A 15,659-nucleotide genomic window follows, 5' to 3' on the forward strand; every position below is an offset into this window, starting at 1 on the left:
GGGCTGTTTTGATTGGCTAATTTTACTTCACAATTAACACCTAAACCAATATATTATGAATGAAGATCAGTTAGAAGGTAAGTGGAAACAGATGAGAGGTGACTTTAAGCAGAAATACGGTGAAGTTACCGACGATGATACCACTTATACTGAAGGAAAGTTCGAAGAAATGTTAGGAAGGTTACAGGAAAAGACCGGAAAAACAAAAGAAGAACTCAAGCGTGAGATTGATAATTGGTAATTTGCTGAATTTTTAGCAAGAAAAAAGGGCTGTTTTCACAGCCCTTTTTTTTGATCTTATTTTAAAGATTACTCGTTCTCAGCCAGTTCTTCCTGGTTTCTGAATACAAGAGTATCATCAAATTCATCTAAAAGAATAATACTTTCTGTATGTATCCTTCCTGAAAGGATCTCTTTAGATAATTTATTGAGTACTTCCCGTTGTACCACCCGTTTCACCGGACGTGCACCAAACTGAGGATCGAATCCTCTGCCTGCAAGATAGGTAACGGCTTCGTCTGTGGCATCCAGCACGATATTCTGTTTTGCCAGCATCTTCTTCACACCTTTTAGTTGAAGTTCGACGATCTGACGAATATCCTTCTGTGTTAACGGACTGAACATCACAATGTCGTCTATCCTGTTGATGAATTCAGGTCTTACATTCTTTTTAAGCAATCCCAGGACTTCGGTCTTGGCTTCCTCCATCGCGCTGTCCAGGTCGGTGTAATTATCGAATTTTTCCTGGATAATATGGCTACCCATATTAGAGGTCATAATAATTATGGTATTCTTAAAGTCGGCCAGTCTTCCTTTGTTATCGGTAAGCCTACCTTCATCAAGAACCTGCAACAGGATGTTGAAAGTATCGGGGTGAGCTTTCTCGATCTCGTCGAGCAGGACCACAGAGTAAGGTTTTCTCCTAACCGCTTCGGTAAGTTGTCCTCCTTCGTCATAACCCACATACCCCGGAGGCGCACCAACAAGCCTGCTTACAGCGTGCCTTTCCTGGTATTCGCTCATATCTATCCTGGTCATCGCCGATTCATCATCAAACAGATATTCTGCGAGGGCCTTGGCAAGCTCCGTTTTACCTACCCCGGTTGTTCCCAGGAATAAGAAAGAACCAATCGGCCTTTTCTGGTCCTGAAGGCCGGCGCGGCTTCTCCTTACGGCATCGCTAACCGCAATAATAGCTTCGTCCTGGCCAACCACTCTCTTATGAAGCTGCTCTTCAAGCTTAAGCAGTTTCTCGCGGTCGCTCTGCAGCATTTTGGTAACAGGTATTCCGGTCCATTTGGCCACAACCTCGGCAATATCCTCATTTGTGACCTCTTCCTGGATCAGGGATTTTCCTTCCTGTTTCTTAGCGACTTCAGCCTGAAGCTTTTCTAGCCTTTCCTGTGCCTCTTTCACTTTACCATAGCGGATCTCGGCTACCTTACCGTAATCTCCTTCCCGCTCGGCACGTTCGGCTTCAAGTTTATAATTTTCAATTTCAGATTTAGTATTCTGGATATTGTCTACTACCTCTTTCTCATTCTTCCAGCGTGCATTCAGCTCATTGCGTTCTTCTTTTAAATTGGCAAGATCTGCGCGCAGGGCTTTGAGCTTATTCTCGTCTTTTTCCCTTTTTATAGCCTCGATTTCGATCTCCAGCTGCATAATCTTTCTGTCCAGCACATCCAGCTCTTCAGGCTTGGAATTGATCTCCATCCTCAATTTTGAAGCGGCCTCGTCCATAAGGTCAATAGCCTTATCGGGAAGGAACCGGTTGGTAATATAGCGCTGAGACAGTTCTACAGCAGCAATTATCGCTTCATCTTTGATCCTTACCTTATGGTGGGTTTCGTATTTTTCCTTGATCCCACGCAGGATGGAAATGGCACTTTCGGTGTCAGGCTCATCCACGGTAACTTTCTGGAACCGGCGTTCCAGGGCTTTGTCTTTCTCAAAATATTTCTGGTATTCGTCCAGGGTGGTAGCCCCAATGGCTCTAAGCTCACCTCTGGCAAGGGCTGGTTTCAGGATGTTAGCTGCATCCATAGCTCCCTGACCTCCACCGGCCCCTACAAGAGTATGGATCTCATCGATGAACATAACGATATTCCCGTCACTGGAAGTCACTTCCTTGATCACCGCTTTTAATCGCTCTTCAAATTCACCTTTGTATTTAGCTCCTGCAATAAGCGCTCCCATATCCAGGGAAAAGATCTGTTTGTCCTGAAGGTTTTCAGGGATATCTCCGTCCACGATCCTGTGGGCAAGCCCTTCGGCAATGGCTGTTTTTCCGGTACCCGGTTCCCCAACCAACATAGGGTTGTTCTTGGTTCTTCGGGACAGGATCTGCAGGATCCTTCGTATTTCTTCATCACGGCCAATCACAGGGTCCAGCTTTCCGTCTTTGGCCAGCTGGTTGAGGTTCCTGGCGTATTTATTCAATGCATTATAGGTTTCTTCAGCACTCTGAGAAGTCACGCGGTCTCCTTTCCTTAGTTCTTCTATGGCTGCTTTCAGGCCTTTTTCGGTCGCTCCCTGGTCTTTCAGGATCTGAGCAACCTTACTTGAGGATTTAAAAATGGCCAGGGTAAGATGCTCTACCGATACATATTCGTCATTCATCTTCTTGGCAATGGTAGAAGCTTCATTTACGGTTTTACCGGCTTCTCTGGAAAGCATAATTTCACCACCGCTTACTTTTGGAAAACTCTGAAGCGTGTTCTCCAGGATGTCATTAAAAAGTTTAACGTTGATGTTCAGCTTCTTCAGAAGAAAAGGGGTCACATTTTCGTCGACCATCGTAATGGCTTTAAAGATGTGCTCATTTTCAATCTGCTGGTGGCCTAATTCCTGGGCTAGCTGCTGCGCCTGCTGAATGGCCTCCTGGGATTTTATAGTAAAGTTGTTGAAATTCATAGTCTGTTTTCTTTTTGTTTTGAGTATAGCAATTCATATACCGATTAAGAATCGAGACATTATGGCGGTTAATCCTGGGAAATAACCGACAATTCGTCATTTTAGTTAAGTATTTGTAAAAAAGATCGACTATAAGGCTAATTAAATTTAAAGAATTAATTTTACACCAAAGAAAAACTTCTATGGGAATACTCGATAAATTGTTTAAAAGTGAAAGTGATAATACTAATGAAAAAAAGTCGCAGGTGCCGTGGAATGACCTGAATTCTACAGCGCAGCTTGAGGAATTGAAAGCCGAATCCAAAGACAAGCCTGTTGCTATTTTGAAGCATTCTACAAGGTGTGGGATCAGCAAAATGGTGTTGAGGCAGTTTGAAAATTCTTACGACCTGAGTGAAGATGCCGATATTAAGCTGTATTTCCTTGACCTTTTAAGTTATCGGGAGGTATCTAATGAGATCGCCGAACGTTTTTCCGTAAGACACGAGAGTCCACAGCTTATAGTTCTTAAAGATGAGAATGTGGTTCACCATTCTTCACACCAGGGAATCGATGCCGATAAACTGAAGGAATTTTTAAATTAGAAAATACTTTTAAAATTTCGGTTTTGGGCGTTAAAGCTTATTAAGAGCCTTGGAGGTGTTTTTCCTGATTCGTAATTTGAAGATAAAATTAACGAATTATGAACAAGAAGGAGCCGAATATAGAGGAACTCGAAAAGAATCAGAAGCTTATTAAAGAGCGAGCTTCCGAAACTAAGGACAAAGAGTTTGAAGATCTTAATCAGCAGGAGGGAAGCGGTAAGTCTTCTTCAGAAGAAAAGTCGGAGAACAACGAAACTTCCAAAAGAGAGCAGAAAGAGTTCAGGGATCAAAAACAACAAAAAGAGAAATAAAAAAGCCGGCTACTTGAGCCGGCTTTTTAGTTTAAAACCTTTATTAAGGTCTTTTTATTTTTTCTTTGGCTGATATACGGGAAGCAATTTAGACTTTACTTCACCAAAACCAATTCTTCTGTCTGAAGTCTCGCAATATCCGCGCATAATCACGGTATCGTTGTCTTCAATGAACTTGCGCTCATTTCCGTCTTTCAGTTTAACAGGTTTTTTACCACTCCAGGAAAGCTCCAGCATAGAACCATAAGAGTCAGGGGTTGGCCCTGAAATTGTTCCGGAAGCCATCATATCTCCTGAATTCACCGGGCAGCCGTTCACCGTATGGTGGGCCAGCTGTTGGCTCATATTCCAGTAAAGGTACTTGAAATTAGACTTCGCGATCTTGTTTTCTTCCCCGCCTTCAGGCTGCAGGAATACTTCAAGGTTAATGTCGAAACTTTTCTTCCCTTCATATTGAAGGTAAGGTAAAAGCTTTTTTTCCGGTTTCGGGCTTTCTGTTCTGAAAGGTTCCAGAGCATCAAGGGTCACGATCCACGGTGAAATGGAAGAAGCGAAGTTCTTCGCAAGGAATGGCCCCAGCGGCACATATTCCCATTTCTGAATATCTCTTGCGCTCCAGTCGTTAAAGATCACCATCCCGAAGATGTAGTCTTCAGCTTCATTCACGGGAATCGGTTCTCCCAACGGATTCGCATCGGTGGTGATGAATGCCATCTCAAGTTCGAAATCCACCCTTTTTGAAGGACCAAAAACAGGAGTTTCTGAATCCGGAGGAAGGGTTTGTCCCTGGGGTCTGTGTACCGGGATTCCGCTTGGAATTATGGAAGAACTTCTTCCGTGGTACCCAACAGGAATGTGAAGCCAGTTAGGCAAAAGTGCATTATCGGGATCACGGAACATTGTTCCGATATTGGTTGCGTGTTCTTTACTTGAATAGAAATCGGTATAGTCTCCTACCTGAACAGGCATTTGCATCTCGATCTCATCTAAGGTGAACAGCACGGTATTTCTATGGTCCTGGTTATCCTTAAGTTTAGGATTTTCAGCATCAAAAATTTCTGCAATGCGGTTTCTGACTAATCTCCAGGTCTTTTTCCCGTCAGAGATAAAGTCGTTAAGCGTGTCCTGCAAAAAGATATCGTCGGTAAGCGGAATACCTTCAAAATACCCCAATTGGTGCAGGGCTCCCAGATCTATCGCGTAATCCCCGATCCTGGTCCCTATAGTGATAACATCGTCTCTTGTGAGGAATACTCCAAAAGGAATGTTTTGAATAGGGAAATCAGTCTTTTCGGGTATATCGAGCCAGGTTTTTCTATTAGGATCGTTCGCGGTTATAGACATATAATTTTTTGGTTTTTTGTTAAAATCTAATTGACTCAAATATATTATTTTCCTGTAATTAACCGAATGTATTTATTACTTTTGAGGAATATTTAACGTAAACAATTGAAATGCAACGAGACACAGAACTTTTCGATTTAATAGCAGAAGAAAAAGAGCGTCAATTAAATGGTTTAGAGCTGATTGCCAGTGAAAATTTTGTAAGCGAACAGGTGCTGGAAGCAGCCGGTTCGGTTTTGACTAATAAATATGCCGAAGGTTACCCGGGAAAAAGGTATTACGGCGGTTGTGAAGTAGTAGATAAAGTAGAGCAACTTGCCATAGACAGGGTAAAGGAACTTTTTGGAGCTGAGTATGCCAACGTGCAGCCACACTCCGGATCCCAGGCTAATACAGCCGTATACCACGCCTGTATGAATCCGGGAGATAAATTCCTTGGATTTGATCTTTCTCACGGTGGGCACCTTACCCACGGTTCTCCGGTGAACTTTTCAGGGAAATTGTTCCAGCCTTTATTTTACGGGGTAGACAAGGAAACCGGGCTTATAGATTACGACCAGGTGGAAGAGATCGCAAAGAAGGAAAAACCTAAGATGATCATCGCCGGAGCTTCGGCTTACTCAAGAGAGATCGATTATAAGAGATTTCGTGAGATCGCCGATAGTGTAGGGGCTATCCTGTTTGCAGATATCGCTCACCCTGCAGGTCTTATTGCCAAAGGTTTGCTAAGTGATCCGTTGCCACATTGCCATATAGTTACTTCTACCACGCATAAGACTCTTCGCGGGCCTCGTGGAGGAATTATCCTTATGGGTAAAGATTTTGAAAACCCATTCGGACAAAAGCTGAAGAATGGAAATCTGAAAAAGATGTCCACTATACTTAACAGTGCTATCTTCCCCGGAAACCAGGGAGGTCCGTTAGAGCATATTATCGCTGCTAAAGCCGTTGCTTTTGGAGAAGCACTGACCGATGAGTTCCTTCATTATATGGTACAGGTGAAGAAGAACGCCGCAAAACTTGCAGAGGCTTTTGTTGAAAAAGGCTACCAGGTGATCTCCGGCGGAACCGATAACCATATGATGCTTATCGACCTTCGGAATAAGGGAGTAAGTGGAAAACAGGCTGAAGAAGCTCTTGGAGAAGCTGAAATTACCGTGAACAAGAATATGGTGCCATTCGATGATAAGTCTCCGTTCGTGACTTCAGGAGTCCGTATAGGAACAGCTGCGGTAACCACCCGAGGGCTTAAGGAAGATGATATGCCTAAGATCGTGGACCTTATGGACCGTGTGATCACAGATATTGAAAATAAGGAGGAGCTTGCCGCGGTAAAAGAAGAGGTGTTTGCAATGATGCAAAAACGACCGCTTTTCGCATAAGTTCAAAAGCACAGAAATATAAAAAAGCTGCCTGATCAGGCAGCTTTTTTTGTTTTATAAACTCCGGTTTTTGGGACCAGATAAATCTGTCCCTTCCGGTAAATCTTACTGCTTAAAAACTTTCTTAAGTTTCTCGCTGATCTTGGCGGGCCTTTTCGACTCGCTGTCCATAAGGCACCAGGTGGTCTTAGCCTCAACCAGTACTTTCTTGGTTTCGGCATTTTTGATGATTACGTGCCGCTCAGACTTTACGTGGCTGGTTTCTCCCACATAGGTTTGAAGCAATAGTTCATCATCAAGGAAGGCTTGTTGTTTATAGCTGATCTCGTGTTTAACGACCATCCAGAAATATTTTTCCTTTTGTTCCTTATTTGCCCTGGCTTCCCAGTGGGCTTTAGCAACGTCCTGAACCCATTGCACATATTGTACATTGTTCACGTGCTCTTGTTCATCAAGATGTTCTTTCTTGACCTTTAAGTGTTGTTCGAATATTTCGGGATTAACAGCCATTATTTTTCTACGATTTCAACCTCAAAGATCTTGTCCCAGTTCTTACCGGTTACATAAAGCCTTTTAGTGTTTGGGTTATATGCGATCCCGTTCAGCACATCAAGCTTGTCGTGCTGGGTGACTTTTTCACGTAAGCCCCTGAAATCGATAAGACCTTCTATGGCCCCGTTTTCAGGATTGATGATTGCCACCCCGTCTTTTTGATAGGTGTTGGCATATATTTTCCCGTCTACCCATTCCAGTTCATTCAGCCGGGTGGAAATGGTGCGATTGGTCACGGTTTGAATGAAGTCCTTTTCGGCTAAAGTTTCCGGATCGAGGATCCATATCTTTTCAGTTCCGTCGCTTTTGTAAAGTTTTTCCCCATCGTGGGTAAGCCCCCAGCCTTCCTTGCTGTTGTTATAGCTGAAGGTCCCTGTCTTCTTCAGGGTTTTTCGGTTGTAAATAAAACCTTCACCCTGGCGCCAGCTTAGCTGATAAATCTTGTCTTTCCAGATGGTAAGGCCTTCCCCGAAATAATTATCGGGCAGTTTGGTTTCCTGAAGGACTTCACCGCTTTCAAGATCCACCATTCTTAGGGTGCTGCTCCCGTATTGCCCCGTGCTTTCATAAAGGCTGTCGTTATAGAATTCCAGCCCCTGGGTATAGGCATTCATATCGTGAGGGTAAGTGTTTACAATATTATAGGTATAAGTGACCGGAGCGGAATCATTGTAAATTTTAAGGTTCTGTGAAACAGTATCGGTTTCACCTTCGTAAAAAACCACTGCTTTTAATTGCTGATTCCCGAGTTTATGTTCCTTAAGTTTTATAGCAACCGAATTCCTGGCGGAACTTATCCTTTTATTCTCAAAATAGAACTGTACCGAATCAATTTCACGTTCTTTTTTGTTCTCTAAGGAAGCCCTGACGCTTTCCCCGAGCTGAAATTCGGTTTTACCGGATGCTGTTTTAAGGGAAAAATCGGAAGTTTTTTTACCGGAGTTGCTTCCGCAGGAAAAAAACAAAAAAGTTAAGCTAAAGAGTAACAGGAAGTTAAATTTATTCATCATTTTAAGCGCTAAATTCTTTGGCTAAATTAACCAATTCAGATTAAAAAATGCTTGCAGGAAGTACTAAAGGTTGTATATTTGCACCGGCAAGTCCCACACAACCAGCTCCTGCTGAATCCCCCAGGGCGGGAACGCAGCAAGGGTAGGCGGTCGTAGCGGTGTGATGTGGGTCGCTTGCCATTTTTTGTATCTGAATGTTTCCAAAATTTGTGCATCTTTGTGCTCTATGAAAACAGATACTTCTTCCCAACAAGTAGTGCTTATCACCGGAGCTTCTTCAGGCATCGGAAAATCTATCGCAGAATACCTTATTCAGAAAGATTATATGGTCTTTGGGACCAGCCGTAATCCTTCAAAGAACACCGGAATTTCATTCCCGCTTGTGGCGCTCGATGTGACCAAAAAGGAAACCATAGCTTCGGCTGTTCAGGAAGTACTGGACAAGACAGGAAAAATAGACTTTCTTATCAACAATGCCGGGGTTGGGATCACCGGGCCTATTGAAGAGACGCCCGATGAGGAGATCAAGAACGCTTTTGAGACCAATTACTTTGGTCCAATAAATCTTATTAAGGAAGTGCTGCCCTCTATGCGCAGGAACGGGGGTGGGATGATCATCAATATCACCTCCATTGCGGGTTATATGGGGCTGCCTTACCGCGGAATTTATTCGGCTACCAAAGGTGCGCTGGAACTTACTACAGAAGCTTTCCGAATGGAGCTTAAGGATTTCAATATTCAGATGACCAATGTGGCCCCGGGCGATTTTGCCACCAATATTGCGGCGGGTCGTTACCACGCGCCGGTGTTGGAAGATTCACCTTATAAAGAACCTTACGGGAATACGCTTAAGCTGATGAACGAGCACGTGGATGCCGGGAAGGATCCTCAGCTAATGGCCAAGGCTGTATACAAAGTAATGACCACTCCAAAACCGAATGCGCATTATAAGGTAGGGGAGTTGCTTCAGAAAGCTTCTATAGCCTTAAAGCGAATCCTGCCTGATAAAGTTTATGAGAAAATGTTGCTAAAACATTATAAATTGTAATTTTACCCGCAGTTTAGAAAGAATTCGAAATACTTAAACAACACACAACTATGAAATTTTTTATTGACACCGCGAATCTTGATCAGATCAAAGAAGCTCAGGATCTTGGGGTCCTTGATGGTGTAACTACCAATCCTTCGCTAATGGCAAAGGAAGGAATTACAGGAAAAGACAATATTTTTAAGCACTATAAGAAGATCTGTGATCTTGTAGACGGAGACGTGAGCGCAGAGGTTATTGCAACCGATTTTGAAGGTATCGTAAGAGAAGGAGAAGAGCTTGCTGAACTTCACGAACAGATCATCGTAAAAGTACCAATGATCAAGGAAGGGGTTAAAGCTCTGAAATACTTCAGTGATAAAGGGATTAAAACCAACTGTACCCTGGTATTCTCTGCAGGTCAGGCTTTGCTTGCCGCTAAAGCCGGTGCAACCTACGTTTCTCCGTTCATCGGAAGACTTGATGATATCTCTACAGATGGTCTTAACCTGATCGCCGAGATCAGACTTATCTATGACAACTACGGTTTCGAAACCGAAATTCTTGCGGCTTCAGTAAGACATACTATGCACGTGCTGGAATGTGCTAAGATCGGTGCTGATGTAATGACCGGACCTTTATCTTCAATTGAAGGATTATTGAAACATCCTTTAACCGATATTGGTCTTGAAAAATTTCTTGCCGATCACAAAAAAGGAAATCAGTAAATCCTGCTGAAGAATATAAAGAACAAAAAGCCGCTTTTGAGCGGCTTTTTTTTATTTGTTTAAAAATTCGAGGATTTCATTTTCAAAAGTAACCGGATTTAACTGTGCATCACCGCGAACAATGACCCCTTTCTTGTTAATAAAGAGCATCTTGGAGAGATATTTCCTAAGAGTAGACTTGTCCATATCCCGGTTAATGATCTGAAATTCGAAGTTTTTATTGTAGTTCTTTTTTTCTACTACCTTCTTCCAGTCCTCTGTTTCGCCTTGATCTATATTTAGACCTACGAAATTTATTTCGGGATATTTCTTTCTGAGATCCTTAATGATATTATGCTGCCAGTTATGGTGAGTAGGTGAGTAGATAGACCAGGTATAAGTGATCACCGGTTTGTTTAAAAGCTTTTTGTATTCAATAATTTTGCCTTCTGTGGTGAGCAGGTCCAGCTCTGCAACAGATTTTCCGGCCAGGTAAGCTTTCTGTATCTGGGCAAGCTCTTTTAGGTTCTGCAAATCAGGATAATTAATTTCGCTTGTCAGGTTCAGTATTGAATCTATGCGCTTATCGGTATTTGCTAAGGTAATGCTCTTTGAAGCAAGTTTGTTAAGGAACTCGTTCTTGATCCCGGGAGTCTGGGAAAGAGAGTCGATCAGCAGAATCCGGCGTTTAATATTATCGAAATCATTAAGGTCGTAGCATTTGCCACTTCTTATGTTGTTGTTTTCGCAATATTCGAGAGATTTTGTTCTAAGATAATCGTCTATAAAATTTAAATAGACATAATAGCTCTGGAGTTTTTCGTTGTTAAAATCCAGGTTTTCCCTGTAATCGTGGAAACCTTCAGGGATTTTCGCCGCGAATTCCTTGTAATATTTTTTGATCAGGAAAGTATAGCGCTCTCGCAGATCATAATACTCATAATTGATACTGGCCTCTGCGGTCTCGAGAAAATCATTCGAAAAGTCGTTTTCCTTTTTCAGGCTTTCAAGCTTTTCAATACGGCTTTGCCTTATAGAATCGGTTATGCTTGCAAATTTTTCAGGCTTTATCTTGTAATAAGACAAAATAAGCTCGTTGTTCTTCTCATTAAGCAAAAATAAATCCAGTAAAAAACTGCTTTTCTGAGAGCCTTTCCCGCTAAAGTTTATGGATTCGTCAAAGGCCAGGGTGTTAAGCCATACCAACAGGCTGTCGCCGGGCTCGACATACATTACCTGATTTTCGGGGGAATGCTTAAAGCTGTAGATCCCTTCTTCTATATTGTTGATCTTTTTTCCGAATTGGCCATTTTGGTCCAGATAAAGGGTGTCGATGGCTGCATCATCTTTGGAGATGATAAAATAATCAGTATTTGGATTAACGATCTGTCCTCCAATATACACGCTTTTATCAGCGGAATTTGAAGTTTGGTTACAGCCATAAACCAATAAAAAAACTGGTACTATAAATAGTAGGTAATGACGCATTTAGATTTTTGGAACAACGATCTGTTGAAAAATTAGTATTTCAATAGGACTAACAAATATATGCGGTGGTTAAAACTACCGATGTTAATCACAAGTTAAAAGCAAACTTTAAAACGTTAATCTTTCAGTAAATGGTTCTATTTGGCTACTTTTGCAAAAAATTAATTTATATCTGCTTATGCTTTCAGTATCAAACCTTTCTGTACAGTTTGGAAAACGTGTTTTGTTCGATGAGGTTAACACGACCTTTACCCAGGGAAACTGCTATGGAATTATAGGTGCCAATGGTGCCGGAAAATCCACATTTTTAAAGATCCTTTCGGGAAAATCGGAGCCTACTTCAGGTCACGTTCATCTTGAACCGGGGAAAAGAATGTCGGTCCTTGAGCAGAATCATAACTTGTATGATGATTACCCGGTACTGGAAACTGTTATCAGGGGAAACAAGCCACTATTCGAAGTAAAGACCGAAATGGATGCGCTCTACGCCGATTATTCTGATGAAAATGCTGAGAGAATAGGGGAGCTGCAAACCACGTTTGAAGAAATGGATGGCTGGAATGCTGACAGTAATGCCGCTTCGCTTCTTTCCAATCTTGGGATCAAGGAGGAGTATCATTACTCGCTGATGAAGGATCTTGATGGTAAGCAAAAAGTAAGGGTGTTATTGGCCCAGGCTTTATTCGGGAATCCGGATGTGTTGATTATGGATGAGCCTACCAACGACCTGGATTATGAGACCATCAGCTGGTTGGAGAATTTCCTTGCAAATTATGATAACACGGTAATTGTGGTATCTCACGACCGTCACTTCCTGGATGCGGTTTGTACACATATTTCTGATATTGACTTTGGAAAGATCAATCACTTCAGCGGGAACTATACCTTCTGGTATGAGTCTTCCCAGCTTGCGGCAAGACAGAGAGCCCAGCAGAATAAAAAAGCCGAAGAAAAGAAAAAAGAACTTCAGGAATTCATTCAGCGTTTTAGTGCTAACGTAGCGAAATCTAAGCAGGCCACTTCCAGAAAGAAGATGATCGATAAACTGAACATCGACGAGATAAAGCCATCCAGCCGTAGATATCCTGCCATCATTTTCGAAAGGGAAAGAGAAGCGGGAGATCAGATCCTTAATGTTGAAGGGCTTGAAGCTTCCATTGAAGGGGAAACTCTTTTTAAAGGAGTGGATATCAACCTGGCAAAGGGCGACAAGGTTGTGGTTTTCTCAAAAGATTCCAGAGCGACCACTGCATTCTATGAGATCATTAATGGAAAACAGGAACCAGTAAACGGAAAATATCAATGGGGGGTTACCACTTCCCAATCTTATCTTCCGGCAGATAATTCAGAATATTTTGATAATGACCTTACGCTAGTAGACTGGCTTCGTCAATGGGCTAAAACCGAAGAAGAGAGAGAAGAGGTTTATATACGTGGGTTCCTCGGAAAAATGCTTTTTAGCGGGGAAGAGGCCCTGAAGACCTGCCGTGTGCTTTCCGGAGGTGAAAAAGTGCGCTGTATGCTAAGCCGAATGATGATGATAAGAGCGAATGTACTTATGCTTGATGAGCCAACGAACCACCTTGACCTGGAATCTATTACGGCTTTCAATAATTCACTGAAGAATTTTAAAGGGACGGTGATGTTTACCACACACGATCACGAGTTTGCTCAAACCGTTGCAAACAGGGTTATCGAACTTACCCCTAAAGGGGCTATAGACAGGTATCTGAGCTTCGATGAGTATATGAACGATAAGTCCATTAAGGAACAACGTGAAAAAATGTACAGGGTAGAAGCTTAATTAAAACAGTAATATCGAATAAGAAAATCCCGCCGATCGGCGGGATTTTCTTTTCAACTAACCAACAGATATTAAAATATTCCTCCACCGCTTTTTTCTCGGTCGTCACGATTTTTGCGTTTTAAGGCGCTGTTCTTTCCTCCGCCAAACCTGTAGGAGAATCCAAGAAAAACAGTCTGGCTGTCTGGTTTAAAAGATCCGGTCTGATGTAATGGGAGTTCCGACTCGAAAGCAAATCTTTGCGTATCGAATATGTCGTTTACATTAAGGCTTAAGGTAGCTTTGTTATCCAGGAAGTTATAACGTGCCCCGGCATTTACAAAATACATTTCTTTGCCCTTAAACTGGATATCCTGGAACGGGCTTCGGTAAAAGCCGAATAACTGGAAGGTCAGGTCTTCGGTGGCCTTAAAGCTATTGCTCATCCGTGCACTGAAAACATTGGTTTCAACTTCCCTTTCAATATCACCTATAACTCCGCGGGAACTCTGGCTGTAGAATTCGGCACTCGAATTAATGCTCCACCATTTAAAGGGTTTGTAGCTACCGGAAACTTCAACTCCGTAAGAAGAATTATCGTCTCCGTTCATAAAAGTAAGTAACAATCTTGAAGGATCGTTCGGGTCTTCCAGGATGGTCTGGTTGATCTCGTTGTTGATGGCCCTGTAAAAGGTGCCGGCCGTAATATTTCCCTTTTCAAAGCTCTGAGTGTAATTCAGCTCCACAGAATTAGTGAACTGGGGATCAAGTTCAGGATTACCCTGGCCCGTGATCCTTGGAGTGCTGAATTCCCTTACCGGGTTTACCTGGTTCAGGCTTGGACGATCTACCCTGCGGCTATAGCTTAGCTGTAAGGTCTTTTTTTCTGCAAGATTGTAAGAAAAAAAGGCCGATGGGTAAAGTGTAAGATAATCATCCTCATAAACCTTTTCGCTGTTCAAAATAGCTTCAACATCATATTGCTCCAGACGGGCACCAAGTTTGTAAGACCATATTTCAAAGTTCTGTCCAAATGTGGCATAGGCCGAATAGATGCTGTTATCGTAATTGTAAACAGAGTTAGTTGTATTCACATTGCTGGTCTGGAACCTGTTCTCGCTGTCACGAACCCTGGCTTCAGCTCCTAATTCGAGCTTGGTCTTTTCGCTTAGCGGATTTATATAATCCAGGTTGATTGTGGTGTTTTTGATGTCATCCCGAACTACGTCTTTATAGTCCGGGTAGGTAGCTCCCGGCCCTGTAAACTCAAAATTTGTGTTTTCTTTATCGTCACTCACACTATAATCTACCTCAAGTTCAATATTGTGGCCTTCTTTTTCAAAATCCCTTTTATAGTCAAAGTTGTAAGTGCTTGTTAGCCTGTCGTTGTCTATAAAGAAGAATTGTTTGATGTTATTGTCAGGATTGTCAAGATAGCTGAGTTCTACCCATCCTTCAGGAGTCCCGTCACTCTTGTTCTGGTTCGTATAAAAAGAGAAGGTGTTCTTATCGTTAAGGTAAAAATCCACTCCAAGTTTGTAAAGGCCTGAAGTATTTTCGCTTTCATAGAAAATGTCTTCATAAGAATTATTTTCAGCGGTATAGATCAGTCCGGTTTGAGGCCTTTTCCCTGTGTTTATTCCCAGGTTGGTGTAAAAGTTGAATTTCCCGGTCCTGTAATTCATATTCAGCGAAGTGTTTGTCCTGGTCTTTTTTCCAAAAGTCACACCCCCGTCAAGATTACCGTTAAAACCTAAGTTGGAATTCTTATGCAGGATAATGTTGATGATCCCGCTCATTCCTTCAGGATTGTATTTAGCTGAAGGGTTGGTGATGAGTTCTACACTTTTAATGGAGCTGCTCGGGATTTGTTTAAGCAATTGAGCTGCGGGAATATTGGTGGGTTTTCCGTCTACCAGAATTCTTACATTGCTGTTGCCGCGCATCGAGATATTTCCGTCCTGATCTACATTTAATGTAGGCATATTGCCCATAATATCTGAAGCTGTAGCTCCCGAAGTGGTCAGGTCTTTCCCTACATTTATCACCTTTCGGTCAACGCGTTGCTCTATGGTCGATCGTTCGGCGACTACGGTAACATCGTCCAGCATAGAGATGTCGGGTTCCAGGGCAACGGTTCCTATCTCTACTTTTGAGCTCCTTCGGTTGATACTGATCTTTTTTGAAAAGGTCTTATATCCTATGAACTGAACTTTAAAGATATATTCCCCTGCCGGAATCTTTTCAATGATAAAGGTGCCGTCTTCCTGACTGGTGTTCCCTGAAACGAGATTACCGTCCAGGTCATTGATGATGATGGTGGCATAGGGCACAGGCTCCTGAAGGTCTTTGTCTATGACCACCCCCGAAATTTTCCCTACAGGTTCTGTGTTTGCCATACTTATGGCGCTTGATAAAAAGATGAAGATTAAAAATAACTGTTTCATTTTTTGATTGATTTTGATGATTAGTATGTTAAAGATGATAGCTTGCAATGCATAATACAGAAATGCGGGCTTTCACAATTTTATGACTGCTTCTATCTAAAATGCGAG

At 42.3% G+C, this 15,659-nt stretch carries 13 protein-coding genes and 1 other RNA gene; 8 read left to right on the top strand and 6 right to left on the bottom strand.

Annotated features, from left to right (window positions below; all coding sequences use genetic code 11):
- The first annotated feature begins 55 nt into the window (after nucleotides 1–55).
- Nucleotides 56–241, top strand: a complete 186-nt coding sequence (locus ACFQ3Q_RS06450; protein WP_380744073.1) for a CsbD family protein — start codon at nucleotides 56–58, stop codon at nucleotides 239–241.
- Nucleotides 242–309: 68 nt separating this feature from the next.
- Here ACFQ3Q_RS06450 and clpB read toward each other — a convergent pair whose 3' ends face one another.
- Complete coding sequence (clpB, locus tag ACFQ3Q_RS06455) at nucleotides 310–2,916, bottom strand: ATP-dependent chaperone ClpB (RefSeq protein ID WP_380744075.1); 2,607 nt, start codon at nucleotides 2,914–2,916, stop codon at nucleotides 310–312.
- Between the two features lie 182 nt (nucleotides 2,917–3,098).
- Between clpB and ytxJ the strand changes: the two genes are divergently transcribed.
- Both ytxJ and ACFQ3Q_RS06465 read left to right on the top strand, forming a co-directional pair.
- Nucleotides 3,099–3,500, top strand: coding sequence for a bacillithiol system redox-active protein YtxJ (ytxJ, locus tag ACFQ3Q_RS06460; RefSeq protein WP_380744077.1), 402 nt, complete (start codon nucleotides 3,099–3,101; stop codon nucleotides 3,498–3,500).
- Nucleotides 3,501–3,598: 98 nt separating this feature from the next.
- Nucleotides 3,599–3,811, top strand: a complete 213-nt coding sequence (locus ACFQ3Q_RS06465; protein WP_380744079.1) for a hypothetical protein — start codon at nucleotides 3,599–3,601, stop codon at nucleotides 3,809–3,811.
- A gap of 54 nt (nucleotides 3,812–3,865) precedes the next feature.
- Here ACFQ3Q_RS06465 and fahA read toward each other — a convergent pair whose 3' ends face one another.
- Nucleotides 3,866–5,155, bottom strand: a complete 1,290-nt coding sequence (gene fahA / locus ACFQ3Q_RS06470) for a fumarylacetoacetase (protein WP_380744081.1) — start codon at nucleotides 5,153–5,155, stop codon at nucleotides 3,866–3,868.
- A 110-nt stretch (nucleotides 5,156–5,265) separates the two neighbouring features.
- Between fahA and ACFQ3Q_RS06475 the strand changes: the two genes are divergently transcribed.
- On the top strand, nucleotides 5,266–6,537 hold the full coding sequence (locus ACFQ3Q_RS06475) for a serine hydroxymethyltransferase (RefSeq protein ID WP_380744083.1): 1,272 nt from the start codon (nucleotides 5,266–5,268) through the stop codon (nucleotides 6,535–6,537).
- 105 nt (nucleotides 6,538–6,642) lie between these two features.
- On the opposite strand, the gene ACFQ3Q_RS06480 is transcribed toward ACFQ3Q_RS06475, so the two are convergent.
- Nucleotides 6,643–7,047 (bottom strand): acyl-CoA thioesterase, encoded by a 405-nt coding sequence (locus ACFQ3Q_RS06480; protein WP_380744085.1) that lies wholly within the window; start codon nucleotides 7,045–7,047, stop codon nucleotides 6,643–6,645.
- Nucleotides 7,047–8,099, bottom strand: a complete 1,053-nt coding sequence (locus ACFQ3Q_RS06485) for a glutaminyl-peptide cyclotransferase (RefSeq protein ID WP_380744087.1) — start codon at nucleotides 8,097–8,099, stop codon at nucleotides 7,047–7,049. The genes ACFQ3Q_RS06480 and ACFQ3Q_RS06485 overlap by 1 nt, the downstream gene beginning before the upstream one ends.
- An 84-nt stretch (nucleotides 8,100–8,183) precedes the next feature.
- On the opposite strand from ACFQ3Q_RS06485, the gene ffs reads away from it, so the two are divergent.
- From ffs to fsa, 3 genes are all read left to right on the top strand, one after another.
- Nucleotides 8,184–8,282, top strand: an RNA gene (ffs, locus tag ACFQ3Q_RS06490) — signal recognition particle sRNA small type.
- A gap of 43 nt (nucleotides 8,283–8,325) precedes the next feature.
- Entirely contained in the window at nucleotides 8,326–9,147 is an 822-nt protein-coding gene (locus ACFQ3Q_RS06495) for an SDR family oxidoreductase (RefSeq protein ID WP_380744088.1), read from the top strand.
- A gap of 50 nt (nucleotides 9,148–9,197) precedes the next feature.
- Nucleotides 9,198–9,854, top strand: coding sequence for a fructose-6-phosphate aldolase (fsa, locus tag ACFQ3Q_RS06500; protein WP_380744090.1), 657 nt, complete (start codon nucleotides 9,198–9,200; stop codon nucleotides 9,852–9,854).
- A 51-nt stretch (nucleotides 9,855–9,905) separates the two neighbouring features.
- Here the strand turns inward: fsa and ACFQ3Q_RS06505 are convergent, their stop codons facing one another.
- Nucleotides 9,906–11,321, bottom strand: a complete 1,416-nt coding sequence (locus ACFQ3Q_RS06505) for a TlpA family protein disulfide reductase (RefSeq protein WP_380744092.1) — start codon at nucleotides 11,319–11,321, stop codon at nucleotides 9,906–9,908.
- A gap of 178 nt (nucleotides 11,322–11,499) precedes the next feature.
- Between ACFQ3Q_RS06505 and ACFQ3Q_RS06510 the strand changes: the two genes are divergently transcribed.
- The gene (locus ACFQ3Q_RS06510) at nucleotides 11,500–13,125 is read left to right on the top strand and encodes an ABC-F family ATP-binding cassette domain-containing protein (protein ID WP_380744094.1); all 1,626 of its coding nucleotides are present in this window, start codon (nucleotides 11,500–11,502) and stop codon (nucleotides 13,123–13,125) included.
- A gap of 71 nt (nucleotides 13,126–13,196) precedes the next feature.
- Here ACFQ3Q_RS06510 and ACFQ3Q_RS06515 read toward each other — a convergent pair whose 3' ends face one another.
- Nucleotides 13,197–15,551 (bottom strand): TonB-dependent receptor domain-containing protein, encoded by a 2,355-nt coding sequence (locus ACFQ3Q_RS06515; protein WP_380744096.1) that lies wholly within the window; start codon nucleotides 15,549–15,551, stop codon nucleotides 13,197–13,199.
- Between the last annotated feature and the right edge of the window lie 108 nt (nucleotides 15,552–15,659).

This window comes from Salegentibacter chungangensis, from assembly GCF_042678405.1.
GTDB lineage: Bacteria > Bacteroidota > Bacteroidia > Flavobacteriales > Flavobacteriaceae > Salegentibacter_A > Salegentibacter_A chungangensis.